Raw genomic sequence first — 14,422 nt, forward strand, 5'->3', positions numbered from 1 at the left:
TACCGTCGGACCATGCGAGACCATCCACCGCGGCTTCCCTCCTCTCCCGGCTTCTGGCGCAGCCCGCTGCGCGGCTCCTGGTTCACCTCGGTGCTCGGTCTGGTGCTGCTCGTCGGCATCACCGTGCTGTTCGTGACCGGACTGGTGTCGTACGCGGCCTACAACCCGGACCTGTCCCGGGTGAACGACCAGACACCGGACAAGGGGATCCTCGGCTTCTACCTCTTCGCCTGGCCCACCGGCCCGGTGTGGCTGTACCGGTTCACGCAGGGCCTCCACGTCACCCTCGGCATCACCCTGATCCCGGTGCTGCTGGCCAAGCTGTGGTCGGTGGTGCCGAGGCTGTTCGCCCTGCCCCCGGCCCGCTCGGTCGCCCACGCGCTGGAGCGGATCTCCCTGCTGCTGCTCGTCGGCGGCGGCCTGTTCGAGTTCACGACCGGTGTGCTCAACGTCCAGCTGGAGTACGTCTTCCCGGGCTCCTTCTACCCGCTGCACTTCTACGGCGCGTGGGTGTTCTTCGCCGCGTTCGTCGCGCACGCCGTGCTGAAGGCGCCGACGGCCCTGCGGGCGGTACGGCGGCGACCGCGCGAGGAGAGCGACCTGGTCAGCCCGCGACCCGAGGCGCCCACCGTCTCCCGGCGCGGGGCGCTGGCGCTGGTCGGCGGCGGTTCGCTGCTGCTGTTCCTGACCACGGTGGGACAGAGCCTGGGCGGCCCCTTCCGCCGTACGGCCCTGCTCGCGCCGCACGGCGCGGCCGACCCCGGCGGCGGCCCGAACGGGTTCCAGATCAACAAGACGGCCGCGTACGCCGGGATCACCCCGGCCGACACGCACCGGGACGGGTGGCGGCTCGTCGTCACCGGACGCACCGGGACCGTGCGCCTGAGCCGCACCGAACTGCTCCGGCTGCCGCTGCACAGCGCGTCGCTGCCCATCGCCTGCGTGGAGGGCTGGTCGACCGCCGACCAGTGGTGGCGCGGGGTGCGGCTGCGCGACCTCGCCGCGCTCGTCGGCCACGACGGCGACCCGCCGGACGTGTTCGTGGAGTCGCTCCAGCGGCACGGCGCCTTCCGCCGCGCCGCCCTGCGCGCCAACCAGGTGGCCGACCCCCGCTCGCTGCTCGCCCTGTACGTCAACGGCGAGGAACTGTCCCCCGACCACGGCTACCCGGCGCGGATCATCGTGCCCGCGGCGCCCGGTGTGCTCAACACCAAGTGGGTGGCCCGGCTGACCTTCGGAGACCTGTGATGCGCCCGCGCCCGACCCTCGGCAACCCCTTCCAGATCCTGCTGCTGGCCTGCTCGTTCGCGCTCGCCGGGTACGCCGGGGTGCGGCTGCTCGCGGGCGACTGGCGGGCCGTGGCGCTGTGGGTGGTGGGGGCGGCCCTGCTGCACGACCTCGTGCTGCTGCCGCTGTACACGGTGGCGGACCGGGCGGTCGTCCGCGGGCTCGGCGCCGCCGGGCGGCGGGACCGGACGCTGTACGTCCGCGTCCCGGCCGCCCTGTCCGGACTGCTCCTGCTCGTGTGGTTCCCGCTGATCACCGGGATGACCGCCGGACGCTACCGGTCGGCCACCGGCCTGTCCCCGGACGGCTTCCTCGCCCGCTGGCTGCTGATCAGCGCCGTACTGTTCGGCGCCTCGGCGCTGCTGCTGGCGCTGCGCGGCCGCGGGCGGGGCAGGCTGCGCAGGGCGACGAAACGGCGCCCGCCGGCCGTCCACTGACCCGCCGTCCGCCAGCCGGCCCGGCCCGCGCGGCGCAGCAGGGCCGGGGTGCCGAGCCGGGCCCACGGGAAGGCGCCGCCGCCCGTCCCCGCCCCGGCGCCGGCGACGACCTGCACCTCGGAGCGTTCGTCGACGTCCACCGCGGCCGTCTCGGCGATCAGCAGGCCGCCGGGACACAGCAGCCGGGCCACCCGGTCCAGCAGGGCGCGCGGATCGCCGCCGATGCCGATGTTGCCGTCCATGAGCAGCACCGTGCCCCAGCGGCCCTCACCGGGCAGCGGGTCGAACACCGAGCGCCGCAGGGCCTGGCCGCCGAGCCGCACGGTGTGCTCGACGGCGGCCCCGCTCACATCGATCCCGAGGACGGTACGGCCCCGGACCGCGAGTTCCGCCACCAGCCGCCCCGGCCCGCAGCCGACGTCGAGCACGGCGCCCTCGCAGCGGTCCAGCACCGCCCGGTCGACCGGGTCCGCCCGCGCGCACCACCGCTCGACCTCCAGCGGCAGCAGCCAGCCGTCGCTGCGCCGCAGGAACAGCGGGCCGCGCCCGCTGCGCAGCGCGGCCGCGTAGGGATCGGCGCCGGCCCAGGCGAGGGCCGGCGGGGTGCTCATCGGGCGGTCCCGGGGCCGGAGTGCGCGGTGCACCGGGCGAACCGGGCCGCGAACCGGCCGTGCGGCGCGAGCGCGGCGACCGCCGCCGCGTCGGCGGCGGTGTCCACGTCCCGCAGCCGGGGCAGGTCGCACACCCGCAGCCCGGCGGCCACCAGCCGCCGCCGCTGCACGGCACCCGTCCACCGCGTCGACATGGGCACGCCCCGCAGCAGCCGCGGATCCGGCTCGGCCAGCCCCAGCGCCCAGAACCCGCCGTCCGCCGCCGGCCCGAAGCACGCGTCGTACCCGGTGAGGTCCACGGTCAGCAGCTCCGGAGTGACCTGCGGGGTGTCCATGCCGATGAGCAGCGCCGGACCCGGACACCGGGCGAACGCGTCGGCGAGCCGGGCGTCCAGGCCGCCCGCGCACTGCGGTACGACCTCGAAACCGGGCGGCAGCCAGGGGCCGGGAGACCCGTCCAGCACCAGCACGCGCCGGTCGGCCGGGGTGGCCGCGACGGCGTGCAGGGTGTCGGCCAGCGCCGCCTCGGCGAGCGCGGCCGCCTCCTCGGGGCTGAACGGCGGGGTGAGCCGCGTCTTGACCCGTCCCGGCAGCGGTTCCTTGGCGATGACGAGCAGCGTGGTCACCGTACGGCCCCCCGGTCGGCCGGGGGCTCGGCGAGGACGCGGCTCATGTCCCGCACCGCCTGCCAGGTGCCGCGCCAGGTGCCCGTCACCTTGGAGGTGCCGGCGCGCGGCAGGTACGGCACGTCGTGCTCGGTGATGCGCCAGCCGGCGTCGGCCGCCCGCACCACCATCTGGAGCGGATAGCCGCTGCGCCGGTCGCTCAGACCGAGCGCGAGCAGCGGTTCCCGGCGGGCCGCCCGCAGCGGGCCGAGGTCGTGCAGCCGCAGTCCGGTACGGCGGCGCAGCAGCCGCGCGAGCGCGAGGTTGCCGGCCCGGGCGTGTGCGGGCCAGGCGCCCCGGCCCCGCGCCCGCCGCCGGCCGAGGACCAGGTCGGCCCGGCCGTCGAGGACGTCCCGCACGAAGGGCACCAGGTGCCCGGGGTCGAGGGAGGCGTCGCAGTCGCAGAAGCAGACGACGTCGGCGGTGGCGGCGGTGAGCCCGGCGTGGCAGGCGGCGCCGAAACCGCGCCGCGGCTCGTGGACGACGGTCGCGCCGAGTTCGCGGGCGATGTCGGCCGAGCCGTCGGTGGAGCCGTTGTCCACGACGAGGGCGCGCCAGCCGGCCGGGATCCGGGCGAGCACCCAGGGCAGGGCCGCCGCCTCGTCGAGGCACGGCAGCACCACGTCCACGCTCGCCGGTGAAGTGGGTGATGAGGTGGTCACGCCGTTTACCCTACGAACGGGAAGCGGACATACCGGACCGGCGCTCCTTACGAAACGCGGACGTCGGGGCCGGGGACGGGCCGCGGGTGCGACACCCGCGACGGCCCGGTGCGAGGCTGGGACCATGCAGCAGCCGCACCCGCCCGGCACGGGCACAGCCACCGGCGGGACCGCCCCCGCCGCCCCCGCACCGGCCCCGTCGTCCGCCCCCGGCGCCGCCCGGATCCTGGTCGTCGACGACGACGCCACCGTGGCCGAGGTCGTCGCCGGCTACCTGGGCCGCGCCGGGTACCTCGTGGACCGGGCCGACGACGGCCCCACCGCCCTCGTCCGCGCCGCTGCGCACTGGCCGGACCTGGTGGTCCTCGACCTGATGCTGCCCGGCATGGACGGCCTGGAGGTCTGCCGCCGGCTGCGCGCACGGGCCGCCGTACCCGTCGTCATGCTCACCGCACGCGGCGACGAGGACGACCGCATCCTGGGGCTGGAGGTCGGCGCCGACGACTACGTGACCAAACCGTTCAGCCCCCGCGAACTGGTCCTGCGGGTGCAGTCGGTGCTCCGCCGCGCCCGCCCCGCCGGGGCCGCCGGCCCGCTGGCCGCCGCCGGCCTCACGCTGGACCCCACCGCCCGCCGCGCCACCAAGAACGGCAATGAACTCGCCCTCACCCTGCGTGAGTTCGACCTCCTCGCCTTCTTCCTGCGGCACCCGGGGCGGGCGTACAGCAGGGAGGACCTGATGCGCGAGGTGTGGGGCTGGGACTTCGGCGACCTGTCCACCGTGACGGTCCACATCCGCCGGCTGCGCGGCAAGACCGAGGACGACCCGGCCCGGCCGCGGCTGATCCAGACCGTGTGGGGCGTCGGCTACCGCTTCGACCCGAGCGGCCGGGACGAGGAGGGCTGACATGCGCGACACCCTGCTCATCGCCCTGTACGCCTTCGCCGGGGCCGCCGTCACGGGCCTCGCGGGGGCCGCCGCGCTCCGGCTGCTGCGGCGCCGCTCGCTCACCGTGTCCCTCACCGTCGTCGCCGCGGTCGGTGTCGGCGGCGTGCTCACCGGCACCCTCGCGGTCGCCTGGGCGATGTTCCTCTCCCCGCACGACCTGACCGTGGTGACGACGGTCGTCGCGATGGCGGCCGTGGTCTCCCTGGCCACCGCCCTCCTGCTCGGCCGCTGGGTGGTCGCCCGCAGCCACGAACTGGCCCTGGCGGCCCGCTCGTTCGGCGAGGCCGGCGATTTCGCCGCCCCCGCGGCCCCGGCCACCGCCGAACTGGCCGAGCTGAGCCGCGAACTGGCGGCCACCAGCGCGCGGCTCGCCGCGTCCCGGGAGCGGGAACGCCTGCTGGAGACCTCACGCCGGGAACTGGTCGCCTGGATCTCCCACGACCTGCGCACCCCCCTCGCCGGGCTCCGCGCCATGTCGGAGGCCCTGGAGGACGGCGTCGCCGACGACCCCGCCCGCTATCTGAAACAGATGCGCACCGAGGTCGAGCGCCTCAACGACATGGTCGGTGACCTCTTCGAACTCTCCCGCATCCACGCCGGCACCCTGCCGCTCGCCCCGTCCCGGATCTCCCTGTACGACCTCGTCGGCGACGCCCTCGCCGGAGCGGACCCGCTCGCCCGCGCGCACGGCGTCCGGCTGGTCGGCGACCGGGTGGAGCCGGTCCCGGTGGAGGTCGACGCCAAGGAGATGAGCCGCGTCCTGGGCAACCTGCTGGTCAACGCCATCCGCCGGACGCCCGCCGACGGCACGGTCGCGGTCGCCGCCGAGCGTTCGCCCGACGGCGTGGTCGTCTCCGTGACGGACGGCTGCGGCGGCATCCCCGAGCAGGACCTGCCCCGCGTCTTCGACACCGGCTGGCGCGGCACCGACGCCCGCACCCCGCCGGCCGGCGCGGGCCTGGGCCTCGCCATCGTACGCGGCATCGTCGAGGCCCACCGGGGCCGGGCCACCGTGCACAACATCCCCGGCGGCTGCCGCTTCGAGGTCACCCTGCCCGCGGCACCCTAGAGCCTGCCGTCCGGATCAGGCCGGACCCTGATCCGGCCTGATCCGAACGAAGGGCCCTGGCCCCGGCTCACTCGCAGGCGGCGAACTCGCGCATGCCCTCCGCGAAGCCGACCTCCGGCTTCCAGCCCAGGTCGCTGCGCAGCCGCGCGGAGTCGGCCGTGATGTGCCGTACGTCCCCCAGGCGGTACTCCCCGGTGATCACCGGCGCGGGACCGCCGTGCGCGCCGGCCAGCGCGCGGGCCATCTCCCCGACGGTGTGCGGCTCGCCGCTTCCGGTGTTGTACGCGGTGAGCAAGCCCGGGGCGCAACGGGCCTCCAGCGCCACGGCGTTGGCGGCGGCGACGTCCCGCACGTGCACGAAGTCCCGGCGCTGCCTCCCGTCCTCGAACACCCGGGGCGCCTCGCCCCGGGCGAGCGCGGACCGGAAGAAGGAGGCGACACCGGCGTACGGGGTGTCACGGGGCATCCGGGGCCCGTACACGTTGTGGTAGCGCAGCGACACGGCGGACCCGCCCGTCGACCGGGCCCAGGCCGCGGCCAGGTGTTCCTGCGCGAGCTTGGTCGTGGCGTACACGTTGCGCGGATCGGCCGGCGCGTCCTCGCCGACCAGACCCGGAACGAGCTCCGCACCGCACACCGGGCACCTCGGCTCGAACCGCCCCGCGTCCAGGTCGGCGACCGTCCGCGGGCCCGGCCGTACGACCCCGTCGCGCGGGCAGGCGTACCGCCCCTCGCCGTACACCACCATCGACCCGGCCAGCACCAGGTGCCGTACCCCCGCCTCCGCCATGGCGGCGAGCAGGACGGCGGTGCCCAGGTCGTTGCGGGAGACGTACTCCACCGCGTCCCCGAACCCCGTCCCCAGACCGACCATCGCGGCCTGGTGGCAGACGGCGTCCACCCCGGCCACGGCCCGGGCGACCGCCGCCGGATCGCGCACGTCCGCGCCCGGATCCGCCCGCACGTCGAAGACGACCGCCTCGTGCCCGCGCGCCGTCAGCGCCTCCACGACATGGGACCCGATGAACCCGGCACCGCCGGTGACCAGTACACGCATGCGCCCAACGCTAGGCCCGCCCCGGCGCCGCGCCACCCGGCCGCGCCCACACGTCACGGCTCCGTAAGGCCGGGCCGCTGCCGGGCCGGGTGGCGGGCTCCGGTCTCACCAGGTGACCGGCAGGCTGACCGGGAAGCGGCGGATGGTGCCGGTGTCCCAGCGGACCGCGTCGGGGGGGACGTCGAGGCGCAGACCGGGGAAGCGGGCCAGCAGGCCGGTGACCGCGCTGTCCAGCTCCGCCCGGGCCAGCGGTGCGGCGAGGCAGTGGTGCCCGCCCCAGCCGAACGTCATGTGCGGGTGCACCGGCCGGGCCAGGTCGAGCCTGTGCGGGTCCGGGAAGACGGCCGGGTCGCGGTTGGCCGCCAGGTAGGACACGTGCACGTAGTCGCCGGCGCTGATGGCGGTGCCCTCGATCTCCGCGTCCTCCAGCGCGATCCGCGGGATGCCCACGCCCTTGCGGAAGGGGATGAACCGCAGCAGCTCCTCCAGCGCGCCGGGGAACCGCTCGGGCTCGCGCGCGAGCGCGGCGCACTCCTCGGGCCGGGTCAGCAGCAGATAGGCGATGTTGCTGATCTGGCAGGTCGCGGTGTCGTTGCCGCTCAGGATCAGCGTCACCGCCAGCACTGCCAGCTCGTCGTCGCTCAGCGGTTCCTCGCCCTCCGGCACCTCGGCCGTGGCCATAGCGCTCAGCAGGTCCTCACCCGGCGCGGTCCGCCGGGCCGGGATCAGTTCGGCGAAGTACTTGCGCAGGCGGGCCTTGGCGTCGGCCGCGTCCTGCCGGGCGTCCGGGGAGGTGGCCAGCAGCCGCATGGTCCAGTCCCGCAGCTGATCGCGGTCGGCCTCGGGGACGGCGAGCAGCTCGCAGATCGTCAGGTGGGGCAGCGGCACCGACAGGTGCGTCACCAGATCGGCGGGCGGCCCCGCCTCGGCCATCCGCGTGAGCAGCCCGGCCACCACCCTGTCCACGGCCGGCCGCATCGCCGCCACCCGCTCCCGGGTGAACGCCTGGGCCGTCACATGCCGCAGACGGGTGACGTGCGGCGGATCCGTCACGTTGATCGACTCCGGTGACACGATGGGCTCGGGCGTCATCCGCGGATAGTCGCGCCCGACGATCGCCGCCCGGCTGAAGCGGGGATCGCACGTCACCTGGCGCACTCCGGCGAAGCTGGTCACCAGCCACGCCTCCGCCTCGCCGTAGGGCAGCCGGATCCGGCTGACCGGCCCGTGCTGCGCCAGCGAGGCCAGCGAGGGGTCGAACTCCAGCGCGTCGGCGAAGTCGAAGGGGCAGTGCGGCACTGCCGGGTCCTGGAACGACATACAGCCTCCCGGACAACGATGTCAGGCGGCCCTGGAAGAGGTCGCCCCGTCCACTATGCGGTAGACCGGGCGACCTCGCAGCCCGGCGGCTCCCGGACGGGGTCGGGGCCGGTCCGCCGGACCGGGGCGGCTGCCGTACCACGCGCCGCAGTCCGCAGACCACGCTCAGCCGGGACTGGGTCCACCACCGGTCGTCCGGTTCCCACAGGCCGGCGTCCGGCCGCGTCCAGTCGCGCGCCACCGCGCCGACCGCGACCGTGACCGCCTGTTCTGCCTCCCGGGTAGAGCCGGTCGTGGTGCGCGGCCGCGGCGGACAACTGGAGTGCTTCACCGAACGCGTCGAGCTGGAACTGCTCGGCCGCCTTGTTCCCTTGTGCAGGCCGGCGCCGACTGACCGGCCGCCCCTGCCCGCTCGGCTCCAGCCCCGGTCCCTCGACGCCCTCCCGGACGGAGCGGACGGGGAGATGCCCGCGTGCGCCGAGACGCCGGGGGCCCGGGACCGACGCGTCGAAGCGGCCGCCGAACGGGCGGACACCGTGCGGGCCCTGCCGGAGTTTCCCGAGCGCGAACGCCGCATCCTGCTGCCGCGCTTCTCCCACGACCGGACGCAGCAGCGGATCGCGCAGGCCGTGGGTGTCTCGCGGATGGCCCCGAGCCCCTTGCGGCACGTGACCGCCGCGCACCGGCGGACGGCCCCGCCGCGCTTCCGGCCGTGGGGACCGCCGAGAAGGCCCCCGGACCCGCCGGGGCGCCGGCGAGAGGAACGCGCGCGGAGAGGGTTTACGCGGGACGGCCGGGGGTCACACAGTGTCGATGCCAGAGGTACGCGTCCGAGGGAGCAGGTCATGACGCTGGTCGCCGGCCATGTACGGCAACGCCTGCGGGAGTGGGGGATCGCGCGGGTGCACGGCTGTCCCGGCGACGGGACCGACGGGATGCCGGGCGCTTTCGACCGTGCGGAGGGGCAGCCGGAGCCGGTCGGGTCACGGCACGAGGTGACGGCCGCGTTCATGGCCAGGCGGCCCGTACACGACCCGGAGAGGGCGGGCATCGCAGCGAAGGGCGTACGGCAGAAGCTCACCGAGGTCGTCACCGAGGTCGTGGAGCACCTGCCGGGACGGCACCCATGAGCGGTGAGGGGCCCGGCGCGGACCTCGCCGCCTGCCGGATCGACGCGGTCGACGTGCACGCCTTCGAGGTGCCGACCGACGGCCCGGACGGCAAGGAGGAGGACGGGACGCTGGAGTGGGACTCCACCACCATGGTTCTGGTGCGGGTGCACGCCGGCGGGCGTACGGGGATCGGTTACACCTACGGCGACGTGTCGGTCGCCTCGTTCGCCGACTCCGCGCTCGCGGACGTCGTCCGGGGGCGGAGTGCCGCCTCGCCCTCGGCGCTCTGGCACCTGATGGGCCGGCGGATCCGCAACGCCGGGCGGCCCGGAGTCGGTGCCATGGCGGTCTCCGCCGTGGACGTGGCCCTCTGGGACCTCAAGGCGCGGCTGCTGGAACTGCCGCTCGTCCACGTCCTGCCCGCCTTCCACGAGCGGGTGCCGGTCTACGGTAGCGGAGGCTTCACCAACTACTCCCTTGACCGCCTCACCGGGCAGCTCACCGGCTGGGTGGAACAAGGCATCCCGCGCGTCAAGCTCAAGACCTCCCGCCATCCCGAACGCGACCCGCAACGGCTGACGGCCGTACGCAGGGCCATCGGCGACGAACCGGAGATCTTCACCGACGCCAACGGGGCACTGGGCCGTAAACAGGCCCTGTACTGGGCCCGCCGCTTCCACGACGACTGGGACGTGCGGTGGTTCGAGGAACCCGTCAGCTCCGCCGACCTGGAGGGACTGCGCATGCTGTGCGAGCGGGGCCCCGAGCGGCTGGAGATCGCGGCAGGCGAGTACGCGTACACCACCCGGGACTTCGTCAATCTCGTCGAAGGACCCTCGGTGGACTGCCTCCAGGCCGACGTCACCCGCGGCGGGGGCATCACCGGTGTGCTGGAGGTGGCCGGCCTGGCGGCGGCGCACCACCTGGACCTGTCCGCCCACTGCGCGCCGGCCGTCTCGGCCCACGCGTTCTGCGCCGTGCGCCGGCTGCGGCACCTGGAGTACTTCCACGACCACGTGCGAGTCGAGCGCCTGCTGTTCGACGGCACGCTGTCACCCGACGGCGGCGCCCTGCGGCCCGACCCCGGCCGCCCCGGCCTCGGTCTGGAGGTCAAGTGGCCGGACGCCGAGCGCTATCGGGTGTACGGACGACAGACCGCCTGACCAGGCTCGCCAAGGAGAGTCATCCGCCGCGTCATGCAGCGCGTCCTCACACTGACCACCGCCATCTGGCACGACGACCGGAGCGGACAGCCCGTCCTGCGCTCACGGACCGCCTACACAGTCTTGCCCTCGGGCATCCGGATGAACACCAGAGTGGGCGGCATCTGGCGGGCCCGGACCTCCTCGACGGCCGGCTCCCAGGAACCGATCTCGACCCTGCCCTGGTTTCCGCGCGCCCAACGGCACCGGATCTTGTAGGGGTGGGGGCCGCCCATCCCACGAGGCCGAAGGCTGGGAGGCGGATGTGGCTTGCGGACGGGTTCTCGCCCGCCGGGCCGCGCTTTAGAATCCGACCGCTCCGAAATCTGACGATCTTTTGGAGGGTGTGCAGGATGAACCGAACTCTCATGACCGCATTGGCGGCAGCAGCGTTGGTCGTGTCCGGGGGCGGCACCACCGCCTCCGCTTCCGATGCCCCGCCGCGAACCACGCACGGTCCTTGCCAGTACACCCAGACACCGGACGAGCCGGCGGCGCGGCCGGTTCCCCTGCCGCCCGACCCGCGGCACACCCCCGGTCACGGCACGGTCGACATGGCTGTCCCGACCAGCCAGGGCCCGCTCCCGCTGCGTCTGGACCGGGCGAAGGCGCCGTGCACCGTCCAGAGCTTCGCGCACCTGGCGCGACACCGGTTCTACGACCGTACGGTGTGCCATCGGCTGACGGCGTATCCGACGCTGAAGGTCCTGCAGTGCGGCGACCCGACCGGCACCGGCGAGGGTGGGCCGGGGTACAAGTTCAAGGACGAGCTGCCGGTGGACCTGCCGCCGGCACCGAGCGATCCGACCGGCGTCCGTCGCCTTTACGGGCGCGGTTTGCTGGCGATGGCCAACGCCGGCCCGAACACGAACGGTTCGCAGTTCTTCGTCGTCTACGGCGACTCCGCGCTGCGACCGAACTACACAGTGTTCGGCACGGTCGGTACCGCCGGCCTGAAGACGCTCGACAAGATCGCTGCCGGCGGTATCGAGCCGACCACCCAGGACCCGGCGCCCGTCGACGGCACGCCCGTCCTGCGGACCGAGTTGCTCAGCGTCCGGCCGTCCTGCCGGCCCTGATGAACTGTGGTGCGGTCACCGTGGGTCCAGCTGTGTGCCGGGTCTCACGGTGATGTGGAACCGTGAACCGTCACGGAAGTCCGCCCACGCGTAGGGGGTTGCGTGGCGATCGACGGTGGGCGCTGCGTCAGCATTGGGCAACTCCTCGATGAGCGCGACACCGAGCAGCGCGTGCTCCGCGAGGTGCTGCATCAGGTCCAGGAAGGCACTGCCGAGTCGCCGAAGAACTGCATGGCAGGCTGGGGGAACGAGACAGCGGCCCCGCTCGGAGCCACCCGCAGGTTGCATCAGCGGCCCCCGTGCCAGCCGCCCCCCCCAACACACAGGAAGATCCCTCTCGTGAAGAAGTACACCTATGCCCTCCCCTTGCGATGGGCGGACGCGGACGCGTACGGGCACGTCAACAACGCTCTCTTCCCCCGGTACATGGAGGAGGCGAGGACCCGGATGTTCCAGGAGATGCTGCCAACCGACGAGGCCGGCCGCCGCCATCACGCCTTCGTGGTCAGCCGCTCGATCGTTGACTATCGCGCCCCCCTGTCCTACCGCGAGGAGCCCGTGGACGTGGACGTCAGGGTCATCGCCTGCCGGGGGGCGAGGCTGGAACTCGCCTACGAAATCCGTGATGCGGACCATCTGTATGCCGAGGCCACGACCTTGATGGCCGCCTACAACCTGGAAACCGGCAGGCCGCGCCGGATCTCTCAGGCCGAGCTGGACTTCCTGGCTCGCTACACCGAGTCCTGAACCACTGCGTTGCCTCTGCATGCACGCCAGCCCCGGCTGACGACGTCCAGCCGGGGACCATGCGTCTCTGACCACTCTGCGTCACTGCTCGGAGAGGCGGCTGGGCACTGCCAAGGAGCGGGCAGCACGGTGGCAGGGCCGTGTCAGCGAAGCACCTCGTCGCTGGAATCCTGTGCCGGAAGGAACTTCACGGCTTTTCGTGCCAGGACGGCAGTGAAGTATTCACGTGCGTCTGGACGCAGTCGCGCCAGGGCGACCATGCCGGTGATGATGGCGTCGGCCACCTCGTCCTGAACGTCCGTCCACGTGTGGCTGTGCCCTTTTCGCGGATTGGTGCCCCGGGCGCCGATGACGGCCTGTGCAGCCTCGCCCACCTCTTCGGCGAGCTTGAGCACTTGCAGGGTCCATTGCTCCTCTGGTGCGAGTCCGTTCTCGCTGTCGAGGCGGCTGAACGTGCCAGCCAGACGCAGGATGGTGCCCCAGTCGTCGGTCGCGGCGCCGCACCTGTTCTGACCGTGGGATTGCGGAGGCAGTGCGGTTCTGCGCATGAGCGCCGGATCGCTGACGAATCCGAGTCCCTCGTACAGGGGTCTGGATTCGTCACTGGCGTGCAGTTCAAAGAGGGTGACGCCTTCCTGACCCAGATCGTCTAGGAGTGCAGTGAGGGCGGCCTTGGCGTAGCCACGGCGTCGGTGGTCGGGTCGGGTGGCCACAGCCTGGATGCGTGCGGACAGTCCCTTTGGGTACCGCGGGGCGGGCAGTACGGGGCTGACGAGGGCCAGGGCGCAGGTGGCGACTCCTCCCTCCGGTGCGTCCACGACGTAGGCCCGGGCGTCGCCACGAGGCCGGAGTCGTTCGGCCAGCTGGTCTCGGCAGAGGGAGAGCCAGACCGAGTCGAGCGGTTGGGAGAGGATCAGTTCGGATCGCAGGCGGGTGATGGCTTCGGCGTCGGCGGGCAGGGCGCGGCGTGGAGTGGTCATGGGTTGGTCCTTGTAGAGGGCCACGGTCTGGTTGTCGGCGCGGTCCTGCCCGTCCAGGGAGCGGGTCACGCGGAGGGGGCCGTGGACGGGCCGGTGATGCAGGTGAAGCGAGCGGGGGCGTGGTCGATAGGCAGGCCGGGGCGCCATGCTGTGAGGATCTGGGCGCTGCACTCGAACAGGTCCGGTGGCAGGGCGTCCAGCGGCCACCAGCGCCAGTCACCGACGCTTTCGCCGGGCTGGTCGGCCGGTTCCCCGCGCCAACGGGTGACGAGCGCGCCAAAGGTGATGCGGACGACGTCTCCGACCTGGTCGAGGAACATGCCCAGAAGGCGGACGTCGGCTGGGTCGGCCAACAGGCCGGTCTCCTCCGCGAGTTCGCGCACGGCTGCCTCCTGCAATGACTCGCCTGGCTCCACGGTCCCGCCGGGCAGCTCCCGTGTGCCCAGCCGGTGTCGGCCGAGGAGGAGGCCCTGGGGCGCGAACAGCACGGCGCCGACGCCGACGGCGGCGTGGGCGAGGGGTGGTTTCGGGGTGCGGGGACGGGCTGTGATCCGGGCCGGTCTCTGAACCTGGAAGAGCCGGTAGGAGGCGTGGTCGGTCTTCTCCGGCGCGTCGAGGACGGTGATGCCTTGCACACGGAAGCCGTACTGGACGAGCAGGTCTTCCCACAACTCGGGTGTGAGTACCCACATGTGCACGGTGAGGTCGTCACCGCCGGCCAGTCGCAGGCTCTCCGGGCGTGGGGTGATGGTCGAGGTGGGGCCGTGGCCGGCGGAGTTGGTGTGCAGCACGGTGAAGCACAGCCGTCCGCCCGGTTTGAGCGCGGTGGCCAGGGCGGGCAGGAGTCGGTGCGGGTCGAGGAAATGGAAGGTGCTGACGGAGTAGATCACGTCGTACGGCGCTGCCGTGCCCAGGTGCTCGACGGCGTCGGCGTGGACCAGCCGCAGTCCCGGTACATCGGGGTAACGGGCGCGCGCTCTCTTGATCTGGCTGAGGGAAGCGTCGACGCCGTCCACCTGTGCACGGTAGGTGCGGGCCAGGTGTGCGGCGTGCCGACCAGGGCCGCAGCCGATGTCCAGGACGCGCAGGCCCCTGATGTCCCCGAGGATGGCGTCCCCCGCCGCGTTCGCGGCAGGGCCCCAGGTGATCTGGTCCACCTCGGTCAGGGGCGTACCGCGCCCCCGGTGGTGTGTTCCGTAGGCGTCCCAGGCGAGGCGCGTCCGATGTTCGATGTCCAACACGTTG

The 14,422-nt window shown here is 73.5% G+C and carries 14 protein-coding genes and 3 pseudogenes; 9 read left to right on the forward strand and 8 right to left on the reverse strand.

Annotated elements, in window-relative coordinates; translation table 11 throughout:
- The first annotated feature begins 12 nt into the window (after positions 1–12).
- Entirely contained in the window at positions 13–1,248 is a 1,236-nt protein-coding gene (locus IG05_RS0135725; RefSeq protein ID WP_030348253.1) for a molybdopterin-dependent oxidoreductase, read from the forward strand.
- A gap of 313 nt (positions 1,249–1,561) precedes the next feature.
- On the opposite strand, the gene IG05_RS0135735 is transcribed toward IG05_RS0135725, so the two are convergent.
- From IG05_RS0135735 to IG05_RS0135745, 3 genes are read right to left on the reverse strand one after another with little or no spacing between them, the layout of a single operon-like run.
- Positions 1,562–2,335, reverse strand: coding sequence for a class I SAM-dependent methyltransferase (locus tag IG05_RS0135735; protein WP_030348255.1), 774 nt, complete (start codon positions 2,333–2,335; stop codon positions 1,562–1,564).
- Positions 2,332–2,961, reverse strand: coding sequence for a TIGR04282 family arsenosugar biosynthesis glycosyltransferase (locus IG05_RS0135740; RefSeq protein WP_030348256.1), 630 nt, complete (start codon positions 2,959–2,961; stop codon positions 2,332–2,334). Before IG05_RS0135740 ends, IG05_RS0135735 begins: the two co-directional genes overlap by 4 nt.
- Complete coding sequence (locus IG05_RS0135745) at positions 2,958–3,662, reverse strand: glycosyltransferase family 2 protein (protein WP_030348257.1); 705 nt, start codon at positions 3,660–3,662, stop codon at positions 2,958–2,960. Before IG05_RS0135745 ends, IG05_RS0135740 begins: the two co-directional genes overlap by 4 nt.
- 124 nt (positions 3,663–3,786) lie before the next feature.
- Here IG05_RS0135745 and IG05_RS0135750 point away from each other — a divergent pair, with 124 nt between their 5' ends.
- Positions 3,787–4,569 (forward strand): response regulator transcription factor, encoded by a 783-nt coding sequence (locus IG05_RS0135750; RefSeq protein ID WP_078894710.1) that lies wholly within the window; start codon positions 3,787–3,789, stop codon positions 4,567–4,569.
- A gap of 1 nt (position 4,570) precedes the next feature.
- Positions 4,571–5,680, forward strand: a complete 1,110-nt coding sequence (locus IG05_RS0135755; RefSeq protein ID WP_030348259.1) for a sensor histidine kinase — start codon at positions 4,571–4,573, stop codon at positions 5,678–5,680.
- A gap of 67 nt (positions 5,681–5,747) precedes the next feature.
- On the opposite strand, the gene IG05_RS0135760 is transcribed toward IG05_RS0135755, so the two are convergent.
- Both IG05_RS0135760 and IG05_RS0135765 read right to left on the reverse strand, forming a co-directional pair.
- Positions 5,748–6,737: an NAD-dependent epimerase/dehydratase family protein gene (locus tag IG05_RS0135760; protein WP_030348260.1), complete on the reverse strand. Its 990-nt coding sequence runs from the start codon at positions 6,735–6,737 to the stop codon at positions 5,748–5,750.
- A gap of 105 nt (positions 6,738–6,842) precedes the next feature.
- Positions 6,843–8,057, reverse strand: a complete 1,215-nt coding sequence (locus IG05_RS0135765) for a cytochrome P450 (protein ID WP_030348261.1) — start codon at positions 8,055–8,057, stop codon at positions 6,843–6,845.
- 464 nt (positions 8,058–8,521) lie between these two features.
- Here IG05_RS0135765 and IG05_RS50740 point away from each other — a divergent pair.
- The 4 genes and pseudogenes from IG05_RS50740 to IG05_RS50745 all read left to right on the forward strand — a co-directional run.
- Positions 8,522–8,692, forward strand: a pseudogene (locus tag IG05_RS50740) (RNA polymerase sigma factor SigF); the annotation flags it as partial.
- Between the two features lie 210 nt (positions 8,693–8,902).
- Positions 8,903–9,187, forward strand: coding sequence for a thiamine pyrophosphate-binding protein (locus IG05_RS49635; RefSeq protein ID WP_234336162.1), 285 nt, complete (start codon positions 8,903–8,905; stop codon positions 9,185–9,187).
- Complete coding sequence (locus IG05_RS0135775) at positions 9,184–10,332, forward strand: enolase C-terminal domain-like protein (RefSeq protein ID WP_030348263.1); 1,149 nt, start codon at positions 9,184–9,186, stop codon at positions 10,330–10,332. The genes IG05_RS49635 and IG05_RS0135775 overlap by 4 nt, the downstream gene beginning before the upstream one ends.
- An 18-nt stretch (positions 10,333–10,350) precedes the next feature.
- Positions 10,351–10,449 (forward strand): annotated as a pseudogene (locus IG05_RS50745) (IS982 family transposase); the annotation flags it as partial.
- On the opposite strand, the pseudogene IG05_RS47270 reads toward IG05_RS50745, so the two are convergent.
- A pseudogene (locus IG05_RS47270) lies at positions 10,449–10,556 on the reverse strand (VOC family protein); the annotation flags it as partial. The pseudogenes IG05_RS50745 and IG05_RS47270 overlap by 1 nt on opposite strands.
- 78 nt (positions 10,557–10,634) lie before the next feature.
- Between IG05_RS47270 and IG05_RS0135785 the strand changes: the two are divergent.
- Together IG05_RS0135785 and IG05_RS0135790 are read left to right on the forward strand one after the other, a co-directional pair.
- Positions 10,635–11,450, forward strand: a complete 816-nt coding sequence (locus tag IG05_RS0135785) for a peptidylprolyl isomerase (protein WP_234336164.1) — start codon at positions 10,635–10,637, stop codon at positions 11,448–11,450.
- 339 nt (positions 11,451–11,789) lie between these two features.
- Positions 11,790–12,197 carry an acyl-CoA thioesterase gene (locus IG05_RS0135790; RefSeq protein WP_030348266.1) on the forward strand — a complete coding sequence of 136 codons (408 nt, stop codon included), beginning with the start codon at positions 11,790–11,792 and terminating at the stop codon, positions 12,195–12,197.
- Positions 12,198–12,340: 143 nt separating this feature from the next.
- Here IG05_RS0135790 and IG05_RS50355 read toward each other — a convergent pair whose 3' ends face one another.
- Both IG05_RS50355 and IG05_RS42765 read right to left on the reverse strand, forming a co-directional pair.
- Positions 12,341–13,246 carry a GNAT family N-acetyltransferase gene (locus IG05_RS50355; protein ID WP_324605040.1) on the reverse strand — a complete coding sequence of 302 codons (906 nt, stop codon included), beginning with the start codon at positions 13,244–13,246 and terminating at the stop codon, positions 12,341–12,343.
- The gene (locus IG05_RS42765; RefSeq protein ID WP_234336166.1) at positions 13,243–14,415 is read right to left on the reverse strand and encodes a bifunctional class I SAM-dependent methyltransferase/NUDIX hydrolase; all 1,173 of its coding nucleotides are present in this window, start codon (positions 14,413–14,415) and stop codon (positions 13,243–13,245) included. The genes IG05_RS50355 and IG05_RS42765 overlap by 4 nt, the downstream gene beginning before the upstream one ends.
- Between the last annotated feature and the right edge of the window lie 7 nt (positions 14,416–14,422).

Source organism: Streptomyces sp. NRRL S-1022, from assembly GCF_000720135.1.
In the GTDB taxonomy this organism is placed as follows: Bacteria; Actinomycetota; Actinomycetes; order Streptomycetales; family Streptomycetaceae; genus Streptomyces.